The organism is Robiginitalea insularis, assembly GCF_052497835.1.
The window spans coordinates 1,506,757-1,528,867 of record NZ_CP199296.1; the positions used below are offsets into that span (position 1 = coordinate 1,506,757).

Here is a 22,111-nt window from a genome sequence, read left to right on the forward strand (position 1 = left end):
TTTATCAATTAGAAGGGCAGTTCTTATAACTGTCCTTTTTTTATGGCTTAACTTTCGATTAAGCAAGCCTTAATCAGAACTTAATTAAACCTTATCTAAAACAAGCCTGAAAAATGGCCAAGCCTATTGCTGACCTGCACTGTCACCCGTCTCTGAAACCGGCCAACAATAGCAGTATTCCCGGTTTATGGCCAGGGGTCCGCAATATAACAACCGGGAGGTTATTTAACGGCTTACGGCTGGCGAGCCTGCTTCGCAAATGGGCTATTGGATTGTTTTTGAAAAACACAGCCAAGTACACCCAAAGCAACCTGGATGCCTGCTACAAAGGGAATAACCGCTTGCTTTGCCTTGCCCTGTACCCGCCGGAGCGCCCTTTTCTCAGGCCGGATCGTCCATTTAATAATGCAACAAATAAACAGCGCTTACTATTGCGCTCTCTCTTTGGGAACCTTGGCGTGGATCGAAAGATTATTCAGGCGTTAACGGGTTTTTCAAAAGCTCAAACTCTGGCTTATCTGGACTCGGTTTATAATCAGGAGGAGGTTAACTACTTTAAAGACCTGATACGGGAATACAACACCGTTTTGCAAGCGCATGAAAGCCGTTCTTTACTCCCGGATTTTCGTCAGGCACCGGTATTCAGACTGATAAAGGATGCCCTGGAACTGGAGGGCCTCGGGCAAAATGAAATGGCCGGGATTTTATCCTTAGAAGGCTTACATGGTCTGGGGGTATATCCGCGTGAGGCGCTCTTTGAGGCTGAAACCCTGGAGGATCTCAGTGAGACAGAGCAGGCAGCTGTGAAACAAGCCTTTATCAATAATATTGAACGCTTGAAAGATGGAAACCAGATGCCTTTCACCCCTTTTTTCATCACTCTTTCCCATCATTTCAATAACCTGCTTGCGGGTCATGCCAAGAGTTTTGCTGATGCCCCCAACCGAACCGTTCCGGGTTTTTCGAATGTATTCAATCAATCCAAGGGCCTGGACAGGGGGATCTCATCTTTTGGGCGAAAGCTGATCAGTGAAGAGCTGCTTTCCAGGCACAATGGCCGGCGCATCCTGATCGATACGAAACACATGTCACTGAAGGCCCGGGATGATTACGCCGAAATGGTGAGGAACTTTTGGGTGGAAGCAGGAGATCGGGTCCCCATCATTTGTAGTCATGCGGCCATCAATGGGATTCCCAGCCGTGAGGCTGCCAGGAATTATGCCAATATAAACAGGAATAACCCGGATGCTTTTGTGAGCCGCTGGGATATTAACCTCACTGATCAGGATATACGCGAGGTTTTTGATTCGGATGGGATTATAGGGCTTTGCCTGCATGATGGCCGTATGCCCGGGGGCCGGTTTAAAAAATTATTGCAAGTGGAATCAAGGGCTATGGGGAGTTCTGAAGAAATCCGGCGGATGCATACCCAAATATTCCTGTCCAATGTTTTTCATGTGGTCCGGATCAACCTGGAGCATCTTCGCTCTCAGAACCTGGAGCGGGCACAAATCCCCGAAAGCGATTCCTGGAAGACGGTTTGCCTGGGCTCTGACTACGATGGCATAGTGGACCCTTTTGACCATTTTGATACCGCAGCAGATTTTAAGGATTTCAGGCATTATTGCCGGGAGGGGATACGGTATAATTTTTCCCTCCTGGAAGTACGCAAAAAACGGCGGGTATTAAAAATAGATGAAAGGAGGGCCCGCCCCTATACCCCGGAAGAATTCAATGAATTGCTGATGGGCCAAAGCCCGGAAGAAATCGTGGATGCCATCTTTTCGGATAACCTGATGAATTTTTTAAAGAAATATTATCGGGAGGGATACCTGAAGGCCTGAACCTGCAGGCTCATCTTAGAAGAAAAACCAGTTAATCCAGCAAGGCCGTATAGTGCTGGTAACGGTCAAATATCTGATTAACGTAGCGATACGGTTCAATCCCTCTCACATATCCGTGTTCGACCACCTCATGGTAATAGTTCTTGGGATAGCTCAGGGCCAGGATCATACTGTCTACATTACCGTCCCAGCAGTATTCATTGAGCCCCTTCACAGCAGCCAGCTTTTGGGCATCTTTAACGTGGTTATACCCGCAGTTGTAGGAGGCAAGGGCAAATTTGATACGTTGGATGGAATCCGGGACTGTGGCAAAGGCTTCAACCAGACGGCTTAGGTATTTAGTTCCCCCGTCTATGCTTTGTACGGGGTCTGAACGATCCTCAACCCCCAGTTCTTCGGCTGTGGCCGGCATAAGTTGCATCAGGCCCTGTGCTCCTGTCCAGGAGGTCGCTTCCGGATTGAAGCGGGATTCCTGGTAAACCAGCGAAGCCAGAAGGCGCCAATCCCAGCCAAGTTCCCGGGCCTCTTTCTTGATCAGGGTATCATAGGCACTGATCTGGTCTTTATTAAGGCTGTAAAACTCGCTTTTGATACGCCGGTTAAAACTTCGGCTGTTTTTAAAGTATTTGTTGTAGATCACGTAGAAATCGGTTTGCCGCTTTTCGGAGGCGATCCAATCATTGGTAGCCTCCAGCAATTTATCTGCCCCTTTGGGCAGCGCCCAGGCGATCCGTTGGGAAAAACTGACCGGTACGCTGATATCCAGAATCGGATAATTGGAAGCATTGATACGGGCCAGGTTGCGGTCGGCCACGGTGTATTTGATTTTTTTATCTACCACCTGTTTGATGATTTCATCGGTGGAAAGGTTGCCTTCAAGGGTATCGATAATGATGCTGCCTCCAATTTCACGGGAAAGGTTTTCCAGCCTTCTCAGGTAGGAGGAATTCTTGCGTACACTAACCGTATCCCCTATAAGCTGTACCGGGTCCTGAACGAGATAATCTAAGGTCTGGTCTCGGGTAAGGCTCCGCCAGTTTACCGGCTTACGCTGTACCAGTACTTGTTTGGTGAGGTATAAATAGTCTGCAAAGGCCACTTCTTTCTTTCGCTCCTGGGTAATGGCCAGACCGTGGGCGACAATATCGACTTGCCCCTTTTGAAGGATTTCAAGCATTTGATCCAGGTCACGGGCGACCCGTATTTCCAGTTCCAGTTCAAGATGGTTGGCGAGCCTCCGCAGCAGCTCGTATTCATAACCCATGGTTTGACCTTTGTAGAGGAAGTAACTGGTTGCACTATATGCGATCAGGGCTCGGAGCTTCCCGTCTTCACGGATTTGATCCAGATCCCGGGAAGGGCGCTGCGGAATGGAAGCTTCCCGTCCAGACTCCGAACCGCTCAAGAGGCAGGAATTGGCTACTACAAGGAGCAGCAAACAACTGATAAGCCTTAAAAACATAAGATATCTGCGGATGATCCGGTAAAAGATAAGAAAGAATTTTATTATAGCTAATAAATCGCCTGTGTGCGAAAGGGAAATAGCCCGTTAACGCTGTGCAAGGGATCCGCTATATTCATTGAAGGAGGTAGCCAGTCGGTGGGCTGTTTCTTCAAAAAGGCCAGCATTGATTTCCTGGTATACCAGCATGGAAAGGGTGAGCAAAAGCAATCCCAGAAGGGCTGCCCCGATTCGTCCTACGATTAATTTGGTTTCAGGATTCATGGAATGTGCGGATTGGTTGTTCCCAACAAATTACGCTATTTCCATGAAATTAACAAAAAATTAAGAAATTAAAACAGCCTGAAAGAAAACGTCTCTCTTTAAAACTAAGCAGTAAATTGATTTCGTCTGCCTAAAACAGCTTGTACTGCGGGGGAACAATTCCCTGAAGCCTCAGGTAAACGGCTGCTTGCCCGCGATGGTGATTCAGATGCTCTTTTGCCTTGTGCACCCATCCGATACGCGTTACTTTAAAAGGTCCGCGCTCCACTATCTCTTCAAAAGTGGCCGGATCCATGTTCTGAATAGCTGCAATGGCAAAATCAAAACTCTCGGTCACCAGACGCTTCACCTCAGCTTTTGTCTGAAAGGAGGGGTCTTTCTCCAGATTTTGCCCGGCATAAATAGGTGTGGCCCCGGTCCCATTGGCTGTAAGGCCAATAGTACCTTGCGAACTGTGTAGAAATTGTTCGGCATAGGAACGGCTGCCTTCTGCAGGCTTGAACCCAAATGCCTCTTCAGGCATGGCATCAATATAGGCGAGGGACATGGTTTTCCCTCTTTCAAAATCGGCAACCAGGGCCTCAATAGTTGCATCCTGCGCATGCGTCACAAGACCGCTGATCAGACAGAGAACAAAAAGTGCATTTTTCATGATGTTTGAATTAAAAGGTTGTTTGTTTTTAAAGCTATGCACTATAGGTCTGGATATCAGTCAAATAGTTACAACAAAAACGTTAAAATTCAAATACGAATCAATTCAGGATTAAGGCCATAATGTGCATCATTGCTTTTCCAGAATATAATAGCCTGAAACCTCATCAATGACAATGCCTGTGTCCGTAAATTTCAGCATATCATTTCCATCCATCCAGGTGCTGTTGCCCACATAAACGGTAAGGGTGTCTTTTTCTGCCCGCCCGGCTTCGCCTACGATGAGTCCTTCCGGGCTTAATTCAACCTCTAGTTGCAAGACTCGCCCCCTCACCTGTCCTTTGTACGCTCCGGCAAGGGTCTCAGCAGCTACTTCAGGAGTTTGAGAGGCATATTTCTCCTTTTCCAGCAGTTGCCAGGATAATTCATTGGCCAGGTATCCTGCCCCTACAGGGCCGGTTGTGTTGACCAGGCAAATGATATATAATTTTTCTTCTGGATAGTATAGAGTCTGAGACAGGAAGCCGTTTATCCCGCCCCCGTGTCCGATCCTCAGTTGCCCGTAATCTTTAAAAACGGAAAGGCCTTTCGCATACCGGAGTTGGGTTCCATCATTGAGCCGGGCAGGTTCTATCAGGGATTCATAGAGGGAATCACTGAAAAACCCGCCTTCGTGAACGGCTTTTAACCATTTTAGCTGGTCTGAAGCGCTCGAACAAAGAGACCCCGCTGCATACGGCCAGGTATGGTCCAGATAGGGCTTTTGCATCAGGCCATCCTCCGTATAGTTGTACCCGTATACTTTGTCGGGTATCACTGTGGAAGTACTGCAGTAGTAAGTGTTATCCATGCCCAGCGGATCAAATATGGTTTCCCTGAGGTATTCCTCGTACGTTTTGCCACTTACTTTTTCAATAATCAGCCCCAGGATGAAATAGGCGGTATTGTTGTAGATCATGCGCTCACCCGGTTCAAAGAGGAAAGGCTCTTTTTCAACCAGCCGCAGCAGGCTGTCTCTGGGATATGTTCTCATAGACATTTCCCAGAATTCAGGGATTTCCGTGTAGCTGGGAATACCGGAGGTATGGTCCAGCAATGCACTGATGGGAATTTCACGCCCCCCCGTATCATAAGGGACGTAATCCCTAAAATCGTCTTCCAGGGATAGTTTCCCATCTTCAGCAAGCTTCAGGATGGCGGCCGCCGTAAACTGTTTTGTAACCGAACCGATTTCGAAGGAGGCCTCCTCCGGTACCGGCACCTGTAGTTCCAGGCTGGCGTACCCGTAGGTTTTGTTCAGGAGTGTTTCGCCATTCTGGTGTATCAGAACTGCTGCGCCGGCAATCCGCGAACTGTCTACAGCCTCCTGTATAAGGGAGTCTGCGAATATAGTTACCTTATTTTCGGTGGCGGTTTCAGTTGTTTTTTTGCAACTTGTAACCAAAAGGGCGAAGCTTAAGATGAACAATAAATGTTTTCGGTTCATTTTCTATTTTTTACAGAATGTTTACTCATTATTTTTTGTCCCATTTTCAAAAGATTTATCCGGATAAGGCGGCGGTGGGGGTACTTTTCTCGGGTCTTTACGGATTTGTTCCTCCAAATGGCTGATGGCCCTTTGGAGCTGGGCATCCTCTCCTTTAAAGGTCGCATGCGGGAGGTTGTCTACAACAATGTCGGGTTCAAAGCCGTGCCCTTCAATCAGCCATTCCCCGTTTTCTCCATAAACCCCATTCATAGGGGCTCTGGCAAGGCCCCCGTCACTGAGGCGGTTACTGCTGTTAAGCCAGATTTCACCTCCCCAGGTACGGGTTCCGATGGTTGTACCCAGTTCGAGTTTTTTAAACCCGTCTGCAAATGCTTCCCCATCGGAATACGTATTTTCGTTTACCAGGACCACAATGTGCCCGCGGAAGGCGTACTGCATGTTCCAGTAAGGCTTCCCATTTCGGCTGGCCCAGTACATCCAGGCCTTTCGCAATAGTTTCTCAAGGATGAAGCTGTCTATGTTCCCGCCAAAATTATAGCGCACATCAATAATCAGTCCCGGGCGGTCAAAAACCGGGTAGAATTCTCTGTAAAACTGGCTGATATCATTGCTTCCCATGGCCCTCAGATGAAGATACCCTACCTTGTTTTCCGTAGCTTTTTCAACACTAAGCCGGTTGGAATATTCCCAGTCCCGGTAGCGCAGGTTATAGGGGTTCCCGATGGGGGTTACGATAATATCCTTCTTTCCGGTACCCTGTTTGAGGCTTAACCGAACCTGTTCACCTGTCTGGTTTCGTATTAATTCACCTATATCCAGTGCAGTCAGTGCTGCTTTCCCATTTACATGTGTGATGATATCCCCTTCAGAAATGTTCAGATAAGGATCGTCCAGGGGGGATTTTTCATCCGGATAGTCAGGGTCTGCCCGGTAAATACGTTCAATCCTGAAACCTCCGTCGGCCTCGGACCGGCTAAAGATTCCCCCCAGGCTTGCAACGGAAATATTACTGGCGTCTTCCCTTGTATCCCCACCCCGTACGCTGGTATGCAGGGCGGAAAGTTCCCCTACGAACCGACCGATCAGATCTGAAAGCTCCTCCCGGGTGGTAACCCGGGATACGAGGGGTAAGTATTTGGCGTGCATGGCATCCCAGTCTACTCCATGCATGTTTTCGTCGTAAAAATAATCCCGCTCCATTCGCCAGGCATCCGTAAACATTTGTTTCCATTCTTCCTGAGGGATGATTGGGATCTTCCAGTTGGCCAGGGATATTTTGTTTTTGCTGAGGTCGCTTATTGGGGAGCTGCCCGCATCTGCCATATAGAGGTTTTGTCCTTTGCGGATCAGGAGTTTTTTTCCATTGCCACTGAGCATATAATCCGTGATATCCTCCGTAAGGGTTGTTAACTTAACCTCTTCGTTGGTGATTTTGATCGCGCTTAGATCGGTTTTGGCGTTAAGGCCTGTCCCCGAAGACTTGATAAATAGTGTCTCATCATTAAGACTCAGGTCTGAGTAATTCCCGGCCGGTACCGGAACCTCTTCCATTCGCTGTTGCAGGCCGGTCACCTCAATAAGTACCTTCGGGGTATTGTTCTCTTTTTTGGTGTCTTCTGAAGGGCTGAAGAGTTCGTCAGCGGGGCGGAAAGGGGACCGATTCCCCTTTTGCAGGGCCGTGTGATAAACCTTGAATTTGGCATCAAAATAGGGCTCCGGTTGCCTACTTCCCCAGGGGCTGCGAACCAGGGATGTGAAACTCCTGTCCGAAAGAAAATATATGAATTTCCCATCAGTGCTCCAGACCGGGCTTGTACTATTTGCACGGTCAGTGGTAAGTGGAATATTTTGCCTGGTGTCGGTATTGTATAACAGGATCTGCAACATATTGTTATCTGCCGCCTGCTCGAATGCAAGCCATTTACTATCCGGAGACCAGGAAGCTTTTCCCACATAGTTGTCGTTAGAAGAAATCTGAGTGCTGACACCAGAATTCAGCTCCAAAACGTACATGCGCTCGTGCAGGTCTTTATAGGCCAAATATTTCCCGTCAGAAGAAGGGACTCCACCAAAGCGTAACACTTTTCCGTCTTTTGTTATCGCAGATTCGCTGCCAATTCCATCTGCAGGGATTCGGACAAATTCAAATTCCGAACTTTCATCTGAAAGGGCCAGAATATTTTTACCGTCATGTGAAAAGACGGCGTCCCGGTACCGCACATCGCTTTTATCAGTAAAGGCCACGCTTCTGCCGCTTTTTACAGGAACTACAAAAACCCTGCCCCTGGCAGTGATCACTACTTTTTCACCCTTGGGATCCGGGGCCAAATGCGTTATATATTTTGCCGGTTCATCTTCCCATTTTTCACGTAACTGGTCCAGGTCAGAAGAAAGTCGGATATCAATTTTTTTATAGGTGTCTGAAGCAATATTATACAGCCAAAGGTCTGCCTGCCACTGGTAGACAATGTTTCCGTCCGATAGCCGGGCATAGCGAACATCGAAGCCGGTGTGTTCAGTGTGTTGCTGCAGATCTGACCCCCCTTCATTTACGGACCAGATATTCATTGTGCCATCCCGGTCGGTAATAAAGTAAACCCTTCCCTCGTACCACATGGGATGGTGGCTTTCCCCTGTGTAATCCGAGGTTAGTTTAACAGCTTCAGGCATTCCTTTTGTAAATTTCCAAAGCTGGCGTGCAGTCCCTCCCTTATAACGCTTGGTAACATTACGGTGATAGGCGGGACGTACAAAAAACAGGGTCTTCCCGCTATCGTCATAACAGCCTTCACTGGCCTGGCTCAACGGGATGCGCTCCTTTTCTTTTGTCCGGGGATCTATTGAGACCAGCTGATAGTCTGGAACCCCGGAGTATGCCCGGGTTTGGTACAAAACTTTTCCGTCAGGAGTCCAGCCATTTACCACGGAAAGGTCTGATTCGTAGGTCCATCGTGTTGGCAAGCCGCCTTCTGCTGGCATAGTGTAGACTTCGATCGGGCCTTCATAGCTCGCTGAAAACGCAATGGTTTTTCCATCCGGGGAAAATGCGGGATACATTTCTTCTTCGGCGTGGGAGGTGAGGCGGCTGGCCAGCCCCCCTGTAATGGGAACCTGCCATAAGTCCCCTTCGGCAGCAAAAACCAGTTGGTCCTTATGTATGTCAGGATAACGGTAATATCCCTCGAAACCCTGGCCAAAAGCACAGGGTCCCGAAAGCGTCAGGGCACAGATCAGCAAGCTGATATTTATAAAAAGGGATGAATTCAGCATTCTCATAATTACAGTTTGGTTTAACAGGGCGCAGTGTTTAGCAGGCAGAATGTACTTAAAATATTTCAAAAAGGGCAGCTGTGAATTTGTTCACTAATAAGTAGTGAAGACAAAAAGCCAACAAATGCTGTTGGCTTTTCTGTTTCTGATTACTTCCGGAATTATTCAAGGCTGCCGGATAATGTGCTTGCAGGGACCCTTTTGCGGTCTGATTTCAGACTAAACCAATCCCTGATGCGCAACCCCAGGAAGCCTGCGACCACAACCATACAGAAGTACACCAGCACATCCCCGATTTGAGAATAGAAGGTATTTACTCCTTTTACAGGTACGGATGCCATCAGCAGGTGGTCTTCATCGCTGAAGTAATCATCGCTGCCAAGTACCCTTCCATAAGGATCCGAAATAATGGAGGTGGCACGGGAAACGGGACGGACAACGGAAACCCCGTTTTCTATCCCCCGTAAGCGCGCCATAAATGGGTGGTAAGGATCTATCGCTTTCCAATCCCCAGAAGGAACCAGGAGGATATCGGCACCATTTTTCCCGGCTTGTTTCATAAAATGGGGGAAATCCGCATCGTAACAAATAACGGGAGACAGACCGCCATATGGAGTTTCAATCAGGGGGATAATGTCGTCTGAACCGTAATCCTGTTCCGCGAAGGGGACTGGGTTACTTTTCAGGTATTCATTTAGGATTTGCCCCTCCGGACCTATCGCAACGGTTTTGTTAATTAACAGCAGCCTGTCAGCTGTAACCGGGCCTGGCTGAACTACCCCCAGGGCAATCAATAAATATACTTTTTCTTCCCGCGCCAGTTCAGTGGCCTTTTGCAGCAATGAGTCCTCTTTGGAATCTATGATCAGGCCAATTGCCTCTGACCAGACGATTATCCGGGCCCCTTTCTTAGCCGCTACCCTGCTCTGTTCCAGTAGATGATTTAGATTATCGTCCATTACTTTACGGGTAAGGGCAAAGGTTTCGCTGTCCGGGTTTTCAATAAACGGTACCATTGCTTTATTTGCTTCCTGCAATATGGGGGAGGTTTGGGAAGCATCTGCCGGAATATGTATCGTTTTTTCAAACACGTCATAGTATAATTGTTCCATGATGCTGGTATTGTTCATGGTTATTCCTGCAACTTGTACTTTTTCAACATCCCTTTCCGGACCCATTGTAATCCGGAATGTTCCATATCCAAGAGCCAAAATGTAAACCCCGGTTGCCAGCAACAGACTTTTCCTATGGGCTTTCCAGTCCCAATTGGTGTCTGCCATCCAGTTCATCAGGGAAGCAAACCAGCCGATTAAAAACGTAATCCCCCATATCCCAAAAACAGCAGCTATTTGCTGTAAGGGGAGAAAATCGTATTGTGTATTGGCAACCGAACTCCATACATCCCCTCTGTCCAGGGTATTGACATATTCCATCACGACCAGGGTGGCAGGGAAGATGAGGGTTCCTGCAAAACCTCTTTTCGCGGCACCAGTCCATTTGTCGAGAAGATAAGGGATAAGACTTATGATAGTGACAATAATGAGAATGATGAGCAGGATCGGCAGTGGAGCCGGAAAGACCTCAAAAAGGCCAATAAAACCCGAAATGAAAAATACTGCAAAGGCAAATAAATAGGCTTTCCAGCCAGATACTTTACGGAAGAAGTAAAGGATAAAAGGAATTCCGATCCACGGGCCGATAAAGACAGTCCATTTGGGGGAACCCAGCAGATTAAAGGAAAGACCCAGCATCAGTGCCAGGTAAGGATTCGTTAAATAATTCTTTAAAGTTTTCATGACCAAATTGTTTTATTACCCCAAAGGAATGGTATAAACAGTCACGGATCGACCGGATACAGAAAGTCGTACGGATTAAATGGGTTCGGATGGATGGCCTGAAAGTCGAACCTTGTAAAGAGTCAGGAAATACGGTTCTTGTAAGCGGTAGGGGTAAGCCCGGTATATTTTTTAAAGGCAGTATTAAAACTCGATTTGGAATTAAACCCGACTTCATACATTACTTCCAGTACAGTAAGCCCCGGGTCTGTAGATTCTTTAAGGACACGTTTGGCCTCTTCAATCCGGTAATTGTTGATAAGGTCAAAAAAAGATTTTCCCATGCCCTTGTTTATCAATGCGGAAAGTTGCCGGGGGGAGGCATGCATTTGCTTGGCCAGTTGCCCCAAAGACAATTCGGGGTCCAGATAGGGTTTATTCTCCAAAAGGTGTTGCTTGAGTTTCTGTAGCAGGTTTTTATCGGAATCTCCGGATGCATCATTTGTTTCAGAATCCCAGGATACCCCTAAGAACAGTTTGTTCTGATGCAAGCCTTTGAGCAAAATACTATTGATAAAGTAAAAGGTCCCGGCCAGCGCAAAAACGAGGACCCAACCATTAAAGCCATCCGTTTGACTGTGCCTCAGGATACTGGAAAGCGCACTCGCCAGAAAGGAAATTATAAATATGTTGACCAGGTAACTCAGCCAGTTCAGGTTGATCTCCGCAAGATTGGAAAAGTGCTCTTTTAATTTTTTTCTGTAATTGTATATCAGCATTTTGATGCTGATCAGATAGACTAGCTCATAAACAAACCCTACAAGGCTGATAACAATGGTAGTGGTAGCCTGCCCCTTTACCACTTCTTCCATGATAAATTCCCTTGTTGATGAGGTTTGGTTGTAATAGAATTGCAAAAGCAGGCCAAGGGCCAGCAAAAAAGGAATGGCATGGAATAGATGCACCCAGCGTAGGCGAAAGCGCGGGTTGGTAAGCGATTGTGTATACAGCAACAACAAAGGAGCATGTAAAATGGCAAGGCTGTTCAGGAAAAAGACGTATTGGGAATGGTGTTGGTAATAGCCATTAACCAGAAGGTAGAAATCCACCAGGCCTGCCCCGAGGCAGAAAAAGAAGCATCCCAGCAGGCGATTGCTCAGTTTTCTTCCTTTGCCCGCCCCCATAAGAAAGAGACCGATAAAAAACGTCTGGAAGATGACAATCAAATAAAGGATCTGGATGATGGTGGACATTTGCAAGGATTTATTCCACTTTTTAAAATTCTGCTTATTGGGGTTTAAAAACTGATGATTCTCTCTCTAAGGTACGGTTTACACAAGAAAACACAAGCTATCTGATCATTACGGTCAAACTTTCTATTCACATCTATTGTTAAAGTAACCTTCCATTTAGTTAAGGCTGCCGGGATGGATCTGAACTTATGGGATATAGCCCCTTATCTCTTCCAGCATGCGCGCGCACAATTTTCGTTGCTCAAGGATGGTGTCTTCGCCCACTTTAATACTGGACATATAAAAATTGAGATCTGCTATCAATTCCGGATCACTGGCTAATTTCCGAAGTACTTTTTGAATTCTTTCGGGATCGGCCCCTGGGGAACAGGAAGTAAGGATTTGAAGATCCCCATTTGTTATATGGCAGTGTTCCCATAAGTAGTTCTGGATATCATGAGGGATCTGTCCCCTTGCATTTTTGCGGTATGGGGGGTTTATTCCTACTGTTTGCTGGTAGCGGATCTGCCCACCACCGTAGTAGAATGACATCTTATTCCGCAACTCCGTGCTTTGGATTAGGGACAACTCGCCGGAACTCTTGAGTTCTTCGTAGGTAGATGCTGAAGCAATAACAGGCCAGATCTGGCTGGCATGGAAAAAAGAAACAAGGACTTCCCAATCTGAGGTGCTGTTTTTTTGAATGCCATTGGAATAATCAAGGGCCACCTGTCCGTAATCAAAGACCTGGGCGTAAAACGCGAGGTTTAAATCAAGTATCTCCAGGTCTGTATTGAGATTTTCTTCCAACCGCTGTAAATAGGAAATTTCCCGTTTGCGCTCTTTTTGCTCTTCATTCCAGTTGTCGATTTGCAGGGCAATCAGGATTCCAATCACTACCAGGGCTATCTCACCTATGGCATATAACAGGTAGCGGGATAACAGATTTTTCTCTAATAGGCTATGCCGGATTTTACGGAAGAATGAAATCATTTTTCGAATACAATTTAGAATACCTCAAGTTCCTTTTCGGTCAATTGGATGACCTGGTCTAATTCATTTTGTAAATCCTGTCGTATCGAAAGCACTTCATTCGACAGTACCAGCTTCATAACAAGCAGGTTGCGGATGTTCTGCTTTTGAAAGAGGTCCATATAATTGTTTTCAGATTCTCCCTTCAGGTCAACCTCGATCTTTGTGGAGGGGGAGTTGAGATATCTTACAAAATTAATTTCATTTTCTGCAATGCCGTCTATGCGTATTTGCTGAACCGTAAGACGGTCTTTAACAGCAGTATTCAAACGGTTTAACGATAATTCCAGGCTCGTGAATTTTTCCCTGATCCGGGCATTGGAGATGATATTGGCTTTTCCGGTATTCTTTATTTCTATTAAGGAATTGATGACCGGGACATTGGATTCGAAATTCCATAATATTTCCAGAATGTTGTCTTCCTTAAGGGAAGAAGGAGAAAAGGTAAGGCCTTTGGGGTGGACCCCCAACAGAAGAACCAGGTTATTTACCAGTTTTTCTTCACTAGATATAAATACGGCTGATTGCTGAGCTGCTGATTCCAGGTCCTTTAGAAGGTTCGCGAGCAAAACCTGCTCCTCCTGTTTCTGTTTGCGTTCTTCGTTCCAGTTGTTGACCTGCAGTGCCAGCAGGATCCCGATCATTACCAGGGCAATTTCCCCAATGGCATAAAGCAGGTATCTCGAAAGGTGGTTTTTGAATATCAGCTGCTGTCGTATCCGACGAAAAAAAGCAATCATGCAGGTTGGTTTAGCTCCTTCCAAGATAGTTAATTATCTTTAGGTCCGGCCAGTAGGGAGGGGAGACAAATCGGGAAAAGTTTCTGCCTAAGAATTCTCAAAGGGGAGAGACCCTATCCCCAAAATGTAACAAAAGTCACAATATAGTTAGGGGGCATCCGCTAACTTTGTGCATCTAATTCGGCACTATGCTTGGAAAAGGCAGTAAGTTATTCAGCATTCTTTTTCTAAAATGTCCCCGCTGTCATGAGGGCGCTTTTCTGCAGGGCAACCCCTATGAGCTCAGTAAATTTAACAAGGTGCGGGAGCATTGCCCCAAATGTGAGCTTAAATATAAAATTGAACCCAGTTTTTACTACGGCTCCATGTATGTATCCTATGGGGTAGGCGTTGCCGTTGCCATTGCCGTTTACATGCTTATTCTGATTTTTGGACTGGAACTGAGCCTGGTTGGTATTTTCGGTTCTATAGTGGTTACCCTGGTCTTATTGATGCCCTACATTGGTGCGGTTTCCAAAAGCATCTGGGCAAATTTCTTTTTTAAATACGACAAGCAAATTGCGGAAAAAGTAAGGTAGAAACGTATGATACAGGAACTGAAAGCAAGTTATGGAAGGGTCTTCGAAGATGCACTGATTGCTGAAATTGCACAGGTAGGCACTTTTAAGGAAGTTCCGGCCGGCCATAAGCTTATGGAAATCGGGGATTACATAAAAGGCATGCCGCTACTGATTTCAGGGGTTATCAAAATACTCCGGGAAGATGCGGACGGGGATGAACTGCTATTGTATTATCTGGAGCAGGGAGACACCTGCTCAATGACCATGAGTTGCTGCATGGGTCAAACCAAAAGCGAAATCCGCGCTATTGCCGAGACAGACGCCAAACTGATTATGATTCCCATTCGCAAAATGGAAGAGTGGACGGCAAAATACAGGAGTTGGAGGAACTTTGTGTTTGAAAGCTACAACAGCAGATTAAATGAAATGCTCCAAACCATAGACAGCATTGCTTTCCTAAACATGGATGAACGCCTGGTAAATTACCTCAGGGAAAAAGCTCGGGTAAACCAGGATGCCATTATCCGCAATACACATCAGGAAATCGCTTACGATTTGCACAGTTCCCGGGTGGTTATTTCCCGTCTGCTGAAGAAGCTGGAACAAATGGGAAAAATAGAATTACACCGGAACTATATACGAATAAAAAATCTCGATTAAGCTTTTCCCGGACAAGGGCTAAAGTGAACCAAACCGTTATGCTTAAAAAATTCTTTCCCATTCTCAGCTGGCTTCCGGGGTACCGAAAAGAATACCTTTCCGGTGATGTCTCGGCAGGAGTAACCGTAGGCATAATGCTTATCCCACAGGGTATGGCCTACGCCATGATAGCAGGATTGCCCCCTGTTTTTGGATTGTACGCTGCCATGATTCCTCAAATAATATACGCTCTGATGGGGACCTCCAGGCAGTTGGCCGTAGGTCCGGTAGCCATGGATTCGCTGCTTGTCGCTTCCGGATTAGGGGCTTTATCCCTTTCGGGGATAGAGGAGTACCTGGCCATGGCTATTTTCCTCGCCTTATTTATGGGGGTGCTTCAAACGGTATTCGGACTGTTGCGAATGGGGTTTCTGGTCAATTTTCTCTCCCGGCCGGTGATCAGCGGTTTTACCTCTGCCGCTGCCATCATAATAGGCCTGAGTCAGTTAAAACATCTTTTGGGGACCGATATTGAAGGAAGCAACCAAATCCAGATATTATTGCTCAATGCGGCAAAAACCCTTCCGGATACCCATCTGACAACTCTTGTTATTGGTATCTCGGCTATTGTGCTAATAAAGATAATGAAAAAAGTGAGTCCCAGGCTTCCCGGAGCCTTACTGGCCGTATTTTTGGGAGTACTAGCGGTATATTTGCTCGGCTTGGACGCTTCAGGAGTGCGGATCGTTGGGGAAGTCCCCGGCGGACTGCCTGGTTTTGTAGTTCCGGAGGTACAATGGGAACGGGTATCCCAATTGTTTCCGATAGCGCTCACCCTGGCACTGATAGCTTTTATGGAAGCCATCTCTGTTGCCAAGGCGGTGGAGGAAAAACGAGGAGAAAACTCGGTTGATGCCAACCAGGAACTCGTTGCCCTGGGGATGTCCAACATTGTTGGATCTTTTTTTCAGTCTTACCCTACTACCGGGGGATTCTCAAGAACAGCGGTAAATGACCAGGCAGGGGCACATTCCGGGCTTGCCTCCCTTATCAGTAGTGTGGTTGTGGGGCTTACCTTGCTCTTCCTCACGCCCGTATTTTATTACCTGCCCAATACCATTTTGGCAGCCATTATCATGGTTGCCGTTTTCGGACTGATAGATTTAAAATACCCGGTACAGCTCTGGAAAAACCGCAAGGATGAATTTTTATTATTACTGGCGACCTTTTTGCTAACGTTAAGCCTGGGTATTAAGGAAGGGATCTTATTAGGGGTTCTTTTTTCCCTTTTATTGCTGGTTTACCGTATTTCCAACCCGCATATTGCCATACTGGGCAGGATTAAAGGCACTAATTACTTTAAGAATATAAACCGCTTTTCGGAAAATATTGAGGTCTTTAACGACTTTCTGATCCTGAGATTTGACGGGCAATTGTTTTTCGGGAATAAGGACTATTTCAGGGTCCGCCTGGAATCTGAAATTAAGCGGAAAGGCCCACTTTTAAAATATGTTATCCTGAATGCCGAAGCTATCAGTTATATAGACAGTACGGCGGTTTTTATGCTTCGCGCTTTGGTAAAGGAGCTTAAATCCAGGAATATACGCCTGTTACTGGCCGGGGCCATTGGGCCAACACGGGATATTCTCTACACTAGCGGCTTAATTGACGATATCGGACGGGAAAACCTTTTTGTACGAACCTATGAGGCCTACGAACATTGCCTGGATGCCAGTGAGAAAACCGAGATGGAGCGGCAAATTTCAACTCAATCCGGGAAACGCCTTGTGTAACCTAAGTAACTGAATTTCAGTTTGCCAATTCCTACTTTTATAGGAAACATCATTTCCAAAAAATTAAACAAATGAAAGTAGAACAAATTTATACAGGCTGCCTGGCCCATGCGGCCTACTACATCGAAAGTAAAGGCGAAGCGGCCGTATTTGATCCGCTAAGGGAAGTACAACCCTATATTGACCGGGCCCAGATTGACAACGCGGAAATCAAATATGTCTTTGAAACGCATTTTCATGCAGATTTTGTGAGCGGACATCTGGATCTCCGGAAAAAAACAGGAGCTGAAATCGTATTCGGACCCAATGCGAAACCCGGCTATGAAGCTACGGTTGCCAAAGATGGGCAGGTATTTAAAGTAGGTGATTACAAGGTTAAGGTTATTCATACCCCGGGGCACACCATGGAGAGCACCACCTATCTCCTGATTGATGATAAAGGAAAGGAACACGGGATTATAACCGGGGATACTTTGTTTATAGGGGATGTTGGAAGGCCTGACCTGGCCCAGCATGTGGTTTCAGATTTAACCGAGGAAAAACTGGCAGGACATTTATACGATAGCCTTCGCAATAAGATCATGCCGCTTTCAGATGACCTTATTGTATATCCCAATCATGGCGCAGGTTCTGCCTGTGGCAAAATGATGAGCAAGGAAACTACAGATACCCTAGGACACCAGAAAGAGGTAAATTATGCCCTGCAACCAGATATGAGCAAAGAGGAATTCATTAAAGAATTGCTTACCGGGCTGACTGCACCTCCAGGATATTTTCCCCAAAATGTGCTTATGAATATCAAAGGATACGAGTCCCTGGATACCATTATGGAAAGGGGTACTCAGCCGTTGTCTGCCGAGGCTTTTGAGGCAGCGGCCAATGAAACCGGTGCCCTGGTCCTGGATACCCGGAATGCCGAGGATTTTGCCAAAGGTTTTATTCCCAATAGCATCAATATAGGGTTAGAGGGTAGTTTTGCCCAGTGGGTTGGCGAGATGATCCCGGATGTAAAACAACCTATCTTACTAATCACAGAACCCGGTAAAGAAGAAGAAGCGGTTACCCGCCTTTCAAGGGTTGGTTACGACAATACCCTTGGATACCTCAAAGGGGGTATTGACAGCTGGAAGAAATCAGGCAAAGACATGGAGCAAACCCGCAGGTCAACTGTTGAGCAGGTAGTAGATCAATATGAAAAGCATCAGCTCCCTATGGTTATTGACGTTCGCAAAAAGAGCGAGTTTGATTCGGAGCACCTTATCGATGCAGTCAATATTCCTTTGAATGAGATAAACCAACATTTGGCAGAAATCCCAAAAGACAAGCCGTTCCTGCTTCACTGTGCCGGGGGCTATCGCTCTATGATTGCTTCTTCCATACTGAAGCAAAGAGGCTGGGATAATTTCGCAGACATCAGAGGCGGCTTTGATGCCTTAAAGGAAACAGAACTTCCTAAATCGGAATATGTTTGCCCTACCACTCTCTTGTAATAACAGATGAAAGTATAAAAGCCCGGCTCTGTTAGCCGGGCTTTTTCTTGTGTAACTGTGGTTACTGTAAGATTGCGGACATCTTTGTTTTTTTGTATAGAATTTTAATACAGTATTTATGAAAATCGAACAGATTTATACCGGTTGCCTTGCCCAGGGAGCTTATTATATTGAAAGTGAAGGGGAAGTTGCTATAATAGACCCGTTGCGGGAGGTGACCCCCTATATCATGAAAGCACGGCAGGAAGGAGCCGAAATTAAATACATTTTTGAAACCCATTTTCATGCAGACTTTGTAAGTGGGCATGTTACCCTTTCAGAGAAAACCGGGGCCCCCATAATCTATGGTCCTTTGGCCAACCCCAGCTTTGAAGCCATCATTGCGGAAGACGGACAGGAATTCAAACTGGGAGCGATTAGTATCATTGTATTGCATACCCCGGGCCATACCATGGAAAGCACTACTTACCTTTTAAGGGATGAAAACGGGAAGGACCACGCTATATTTAGTGGGGACACTCTTTTCCTGGGTGACGTTGGACGCCCAGACCTTGCTCAGAAGGCAGCCGATATGACCCAGGAACAATTGGCGTCTACCCTTTTCGACAGCCTGAGGGAGAAAATCATGCCCCTGGCCGACGATGTAATTGTTTATCCTGCTCATGGTGCAGGCTCTGCCTGTGGGAAAAACATGATGAAGGAAACCGTGGATACACTGGGGAATCAGAAGAAAATGAATTATGCGCTCCGAGCCGATATGAGCCGGGAAGAATTTATTAAGGAAGTTACCGATGGCTTGCTGCCACCTCCGCAATACTTCCCTTTAAATGTGAAATTGAATAAAGAGGGATATGAGGATGTGGAAAAGGTATTAGAACGTGGAACACGCGAACTCAGCCCGGAGGCTTTCGAAGCGGCAGCCAACGAGACCGGGGCACTGGTTCTGGATGTCCGCAGCGAGGATGAATTTTCTAAAGGGCATATCCCAAGATCCGTATTTATAGGGCTTGACGGAAGCTTTGCGCCCTGGGCAGGAGCCCTGATTGCCGATGTAAACCAACCCATTCTCCTGGTTGCCCCTGAAGGAAGGGAAGAAGAAGCCGTTACCCGTTTATCACGCGTAGGGTTTGACAATACCCTAGGCTATTTAAAAGGGGGATTTTCGGCCTGGAAAAATGCGTCTATGGAATACGATATCGTGAGCCCGATTAAGGCAGATGCGTTAAAAACCCGCTTAAAGGAGGAAAATATTCAGGTGTTTGACGTACGCAAAGAAAGCGAATACCTTTCTGAACACCTGGAGGGGGCCGAGAACACACCTCTCGATTTCCTCAACGATCACCTGAGCGCTTTCCCCAGCGAAAGAGTTTTCTACCTGAATTGTGCCGGGGGGTATAGAAGTATGATAGCCGCTTCCATTCTCAAGAGCCGGGGGATACACAACCTGGTGAATATTGAAGGAGGCTTTAAGGCCATGAAGGAGGCCGGGCTGCCGGTAACAGATTACGTGTGTCCGTCAACCCTGTAGGCCGTTTGCCTGGAGTTGAAGAAAATAACAGCTTGTGTAACCATTGTTACTGTGCCCGGAAGTTGGAAGTAGTACTTTAGAGTTATAAGTGTTAAGAGCACCCTGTCTTCGACAGGAAGACTTTTAGAATGGTTGAGTTGATTGTTTTTAGTGAAGAGCGGCCTGTCAGAATGCAGGCCGCTTTTTTTGTTCAAATCTTTAAAAGAAATTAGTATGAGAACCATAGGACTAATAGGAGGGACCTCATGGCACTCCACTATCCCTTACTACCGCCTGATTAACGAAGGGGTTGGAAAAGTCATAGGTGAACAGGCCAATCCTGAACTGATCATTTACAGTATTAATATTGAATTGATGCGGGAGCAAGACCGGCCAAAAATTTATCGGAAATATACTGAGGTGGCACAGAAGCTTGAAGCGGCAGGAGCAGAAGCTATTGTGATCTGTGCGAACACCCCGCACATGGTTTATGAACATGTACAGCCAAAAATAGGGATACCGTTTTTACATATCGCCCATGCAATTGGGGCCGAAGCGAAGCGCCTGGGGCTTAAAAAGCTTGGGTTGCTGGGCAATAAACCCACCATGACCGGAGATTTTATCCCTAAAATCCTCGAGAGGTCTTATGGTATTGAAACCATCATACCCGAAGCCCACTCCCTGCAACAGTCACATCGATATGTTTCAACGGAGTTGACACAAGGTAAATTCACACCCGAGGCAAGAAAATTCTTCCTCGATCAGGTACATTTGCTAAAAAAGAGGGGGGCTCAAGGAATTATTTTGGGCTGCACAGAATTACCACTTTTGTTAAAAGAAGGGGATGCAGATATTCCGCTGATCCCTACCACCCAGTTACACGCTCAGATGGCTGTAGATTACATTTTGGAAAATGACCATAACACATAGACTTTTATCAGTAATATTTTCAGCAGCCTGCTTTATTTCTGGCCTGACCGGGATTATGGCACAGGTAACGGATGCTGCCTACGAGGCTACCCTGAAACGCTTACTCTCAGACCGGGTTCCCACCATTGGGGTATCCGAGGCAGTAAAACAAGACAACACCATTTTTCTGGATGCCCGGAAAAAGGAAGAATATGAGGTTAGCCATATCCCAGGGGCTATTTGGGTGGGGTTTAGCAAGTTTGATTTTGAAAATATCCCTGAAGGGCTTAAAGGGAAGGATCTTGTGGTCTATTGTTCAGTAGGGTACAGAAGCCAGAAAATTACACAAAAACTCAGGAGGGCTGGATATACCGGCGCACGTAATTTATACGGGGGGATTTTTGAATGGATAAACCAGGGCCATCCTGTGGTTGATCAGCAGGGGGCCACCCAAAACATCCATGGGTATAGCAAAAAGTGGGCGATCTGGCTCCGCAACGGGAATATCGTCTACTGAGTGGACACAAAAAATAACCATCTGAATGTTGGGAAACCCCTAAAACAAAACTTCTTTAGTTGGACTTGTCCCGCTTGCCAAAACCGTAAATATTCTGATGTACAAAATCCTTTGGGAAGTTTTCATCGCCGGGGAAACCCAGGGGTATGGTGCCGCTGTCTTCCGGGATATAATTGGTTTTAAAAAGGTAATCCCAAAGACTGAGGCTGATCCCGAAATTGACTCCGTATTTCCCCTCGGGCAAGGTGTATGAATGGTGATACAGATGCATGACGGGATTATTGAAAATATATTTTAACGGCCCCCAGGTAATTTTAATATTGGAGTGGTTCAGGTGGCCGATGGCGATTGCTGCAAAATGGACAATATAAGCCTGTTCCGGTTCAAAGCCACCCAGGATCATAACCCCAAAAGTCTTCAGGGGCTTATACAGGATGTTTTCCATCCAGTGATATCGCAGGTGCGCTGCAAACCCCATTTCCTTAACACTGTGGTGAACCTTGTGAAACTGCCATAGAACCGGGTATTTATGCAGTAAAATATGGGTGAACCACTGTACAAAATCCAGCACAATAAAAAACACAAGTAATTGAACCCAGGCGGGCCAGGCTCTGGTGTCGATAATAGCCAGGGCGTTGGCCGCAATGCCAAGATCTCTGAAAAGGACTTCCAGTAATTTATAGAATCCGCTGATGGCAATAGCAAAGAGGAAAAAATTGAAAAACATATAAAAGGCATCCAGCCAGAAATCCTTGCGGAATATGGACTGTTCTTTTCGCCAGGGGAATAAAATTTCCAGCCCCCAGACGATAAGGGAAATTGCGATCAATCCCCAAAAATAATTGGTATACCAGGGGACCTCAAAAAGGATGGATTTCCAGGTCCAGTTTATCGTTCCCATAAATGCTTTGCCAAAGGCTTCCAGATACTTTTCCAT

The 22,111-nt window shown here is 46.4% G+C and carries 18 protein-coding genes; 8 read left to right on the plus strand and 10 right to left on the minus strand.

The features are described 5' to 3' along the window. Nucleotides 1-113 precede the first annotated feature (113 nt). Complete coding sequence (locus ACT6NV_RS06890; RefSeq protein ID WP_445386522.1) at nt 114-1,844, plus strand: hypothetical protein; 1,731 nt, start codon at nt 114-116, stop codon at nt 1,842-1,844. A gap of 31 nt (nt 1,845-1,875) precedes the next feature. Here the strand turns inward: ACT6NV_RS06890 and ACT6NV_RS06895 are convergent, their stop codons facing one another. From ACT6NV_RS06895 to ACT6NV_RS06935, 9 genes are all read right to left on the minus strand, one after another. Beyond that, nucleotides 1,876-3,249 (minus strand): transglycosylase SLT domain-containing protein, encoded by a 1,374-nt coding sequence (locus ACT6NV_RS06895; protein WP_445386523.1) that lies wholly within the window; start codon nt 3,247-3,249, stop codon nt 1,876-1,878. A gap of 144 nt (nt 3,250-3,393) precedes the next feature. Next, complete coding sequence (locus ACT6NV_RS06900; protein WP_445386524.1) at nt 3,394-3,570, minus strand: hypothetical protein; 177 nt, start codon at nt 3,568-3,570, stop codon at nt 3,394-3,396. Between the two features lie 130 nt (nt 3,571-3,700). Continuing rightward, nucleotides 3,701-4,222, minus strand: coding sequence for a DinB family protein (locus ACT6NV_RS06905; protein WP_445386525.1), 522 nt, complete (start codon nt 4,220-4,222; stop codon nt 3,701-3,703). Between the two features lie 129 nt (nt 4,223-4,351). Then, nucleotides 4,352-5,707 carry a serine hydrolase domain-containing protein gene (locus ACT6NV_RS06910; protein ID WP_445386526.1) on the minus strand — a complete coding sequence of 452 codons (1,356 nt, stop codon included), beginning with the start codon at nt 5,705-5,707 and terminating at the stop codon, nt 4,352-4,354. Between the two features lie 21 nt (nt 5,708-5,728). Next, nucleotides 5,729-8,986, minus strand: coding sequence for a S41 family peptidase (locus ACT6NV_RS06915; protein WP_445386527.1), 3,258 nt, complete (start codon nt 8,984-8,986; stop codon nt 5,729-5,731). 155 nt (nt 8,987-9,141) lie between these two features. After that, complete coding sequence (locus ACT6NV_RS06920; protein WP_445386528.1) at nt 9,142-10,776, minus strand: nitrilase-related carbon-nitrogen hydrolase; 1,635 nt, start codon at nt 10,774-10,776, stop codon at nt 9,142-9,144. 122 nt (nt 10,777-10,898) lie between these two features. Continuing rightward, the gene (locus ACT6NV_RS06925; RefSeq protein ID WP_445386529.1) at nt 10,899-12,008 is read right to left on the minus strand and encodes a helix-turn-helix domain-containing protein; all 1,110 of its coding nucleotides are present in this window, start codon (nt 12,006-12,008) and stop codon (nt 10,899-10,901) included. 186 nt (nt 12,009-12,194) lie between these two features. After that, nucleotides 12,195-12,980, minus strand: coding sequence for a DUF6090 family protein (locus ACT6NV_RS06930; protein ID WP_445386530.1), 786 nt, complete (start codon nt 12,978-12,980; stop codon nt 12,195-12,197). 14 nt (nt 12,981-12,994) lie between these two features. After that, the gene (locus ACT6NV_RS06935) at nt 12,995-13,759 is read right to left on the minus strand and encodes a DUF6090 family protein (protein WP_445386531.1); all 765 of its coding nucleotides are present in this window, start codon (nt 13,757-13,759) and stop codon (nt 12,995-12,997) included. 188 nt (nt 13,760-13,947) lie between these two features. Between ACT6NV_RS06935 and ACT6NV_RS06940 the strand changes: the two genes are divergently transcribed. The 7 genes from ACT6NV_RS06940 (at nt 13,948) to ACT6NV_RS06970 (ending at nt 21,174) form a co-directional block, all read left to right on the plus strand. Continuing rightward, nucleotides 13,948-14,337: a DUF983 domain-containing protein gene (locus tag ACT6NV_RS06940; protein ID WP_445386532.1), complete on the plus strand. Its 390-nt coding sequence runs from the start codon at nt 13,948-13,950 to the stop codon at nt 14,335-14,337. 6 nt (nt 14,338-14,343) lie between these two features. After that, complete coding sequence (locus ACT6NV_RS06945) at nt 14,344-14,979, plus strand: Crp/Fnr family transcriptional regulator (protein ID WP_445386533.1); 636 nt, start codon at nt 14,344-14,346, stop codon at nt 14,977-14,979. Between the two features lie 38 nt (nt 14,980-15,017). Continuing rightward, complete coding sequence (locus ACT6NV_RS06950) at nt 15,018-16,751, plus strand: SulP family inorganic anion transporter (protein WP_445386534.1); 1,734 nt, start codon at nt 15,018-15,020, stop codon at nt 16,749-16,751. A 71-nt stretch (nt 16,752-16,822) separates the two neighbouring features. After that, nucleotides 16,823-18,241, plus strand: coding sequence for an MBL fold metallo-hydrolase (locus ACT6NV_RS06955; RefSeq protein ID WP_445386535.1), 1,419 nt, complete (start codon nt 16,823-16,825; stop codon nt 18,239-18,241). Nucleotides 18,242-18,359: 118 nt separating this feature from the next. Continuing rightward, nucleotides 18,360-19,769, plus strand: coding sequence for an MBL fold metallo-hydrolase (locus ACT6NV_RS06960; protein ID WP_445386536.1), 1,410 nt, complete (start codon nt 18,360-18,362; stop codon nt 19,767-19,769). Nucleotides 19,770-19,982: 213 nt separating this feature from the next. Beyond that, entirely contained in the window at nt 19,983-20,678 is a 696-nt protein-coding gene (locus ACT6NV_RS06965; protein WP_445386537.1) for an aspartate/glutamate racemase family protein, read from the plus strand. A 55-nt stretch (nt 20,679-20,733) separates the two neighbouring features. Continuing rightward, nucleotides 20,734-21,174 carry a rhodanese-like domain-containing protein gene (locus ACT6NV_RS06970; protein WP_445386538.1) on the plus strand — a complete coding sequence of 147 codons (441 nt, stop codon included), beginning with the start codon at nt 20,734-20,736 and terminating at the stop codon, nt 21,172-21,174. Nucleotides 21,175-21,229: 55 nt separating this feature from the next. Here the strand turns inward: ACT6NV_RS06970 and ACT6NV_RS06975 are convergent, their stop codons facing one another. Beyond that, nucleotides 21,230-22,111 carry a sterol desaturase family protein gene (locus ACT6NV_RS06975; RefSeq protein WP_445386539.1) on the minus strand — a complete coding sequence of 294 codons (882 nt, stop codon included), beginning with the start codon at nt 22,109-22,111 and terminating at the stop codon, nt 21,230-21,232.

Excerpts from the sequence above, each read along its gene's own strand:
- ACT6NV_RS06890 (WP_445386522.1), top strand. The coding sequence starts at position 114 with ATGGCCAAGCCTATTGCTGACCTGCACTGTCACCCGTCTCTGAAACCG.
- ACT6NV_RS06900 (WP_445386524.1), bottom strand. The coding sequence starts at position 3,570 with ATGAATCCTGAAACCAAATTAATCGTAGGACGAATCGGGGCAGCCCTT.
- ACT6NV_RS06905 (WP_445386525.1), bottom strand. The coding sequence starts at position 4,222 with ATGAAAAATGCACTTTTTGTTCTCTGTCTGATCAGCGGTCTTGTGACG.
- ACT6NV_RS06910 (WP_445386526.1), bottom strand. The coding sequence starts at position 5,707 with ATGAACCGAAAACATTTATTGTTCATCTTAAGCTTCGCCCTTTTGGTT.
- ACT6NV_RS06915 (WP_445386527.1), bottom strand. The coding sequence starts at position 8,986 with ATGAGAATGCTGAATTCATCCCTTTTTATAAATATCAGCTTGCTGATC.
- ACT6NV_RS06920 (WP_445386528.1), bottom strand. The coding sequence starts at position 10,776 with ATGAAAACTTTAAAGAATTATTTAACGAATCCTTACCTGGCACTGATG.
- ACT6NV_RS06925 (WP_445386529.1), bottom strand. The coding sequence starts at position 12,008 with ATGTCCACCATCATCCAGATCCTTTATTTGATTGTCATCTTCCAGACG.
- ACT6NV_RS06930 (WP_445386530.1), bottom strand. The coding sequence starts at position 12,980 with ATGATTTCATTCTTCCGTAAAATCCGGCATAGCCTATTAGAGAAAAAT.
- ACT6NV_RS06935 (WP_445386531.1), bottom strand. The coding sequence starts at position 13,759 with ATGATTGCTTTTTTTCGTCGGATACGACAGCAGCTGATATTCAAAAAC.
- ACT6NV_RS06940 (WP_445386532.1), top strand. The coding sequence starts at position 13,948 with ATGCTTGGAAAAGGCAGTAAGTTATTCAGCATTCTTTTTCTAAAATGT.
- ACT6NV_RS06945 (WP_445386533.1), top strand. The coding sequence starts at position 14,344 with ATGATACAGGAACTGAAAGCAAGTTATGGAAGGGTCTTCGAAGATGCA.
- ACT6NV_RS06950 (WP_445386534.1), top strand. The coding sequence starts at position 15,018 with ATGCTTAAAAAATTCTTTCCCATTCTCAGCTGGCTTCCGGGGTACCGA.
- ACT6NV_RS06955 (WP_445386535.1), top strand. The coding sequence starts at position 16,823 with ATGAAAGTAGAACAAATTTATACAGGCTGCCTGGCCCATGCGGCCTAC.
- ACT6NV_RS06960 (WP_445386536.1), top strand. The coding sequence starts at position 18,360 with ATGAAAATCGAACAGATTTATACCGGTTGCCTTGCCCAGGGAGCTTAT.
- ACT6NV_RS06965 (WP_445386537.1), top strand. The coding sequence starts at position 19,983 with ATGAGAACCATAGGACTAATAGGAGGGACCTCATGGCACTCCACTATC.
- ACT6NV_RS06970 (WP_445386538.1), top strand. The coding sequence starts at position 20,734 with ATGGCACAGGTAACGGATGCTGCCTACGAGGCTACCCTGAAACGCTTA.
- ACT6NV_RS06975 (WP_445386539.1), bottom strand. The coding sequence starts at position 22,111 with ATGGAAAAGTATCTGGAAGCCTTTGGCAAAGCATTTATGGGAACGATA.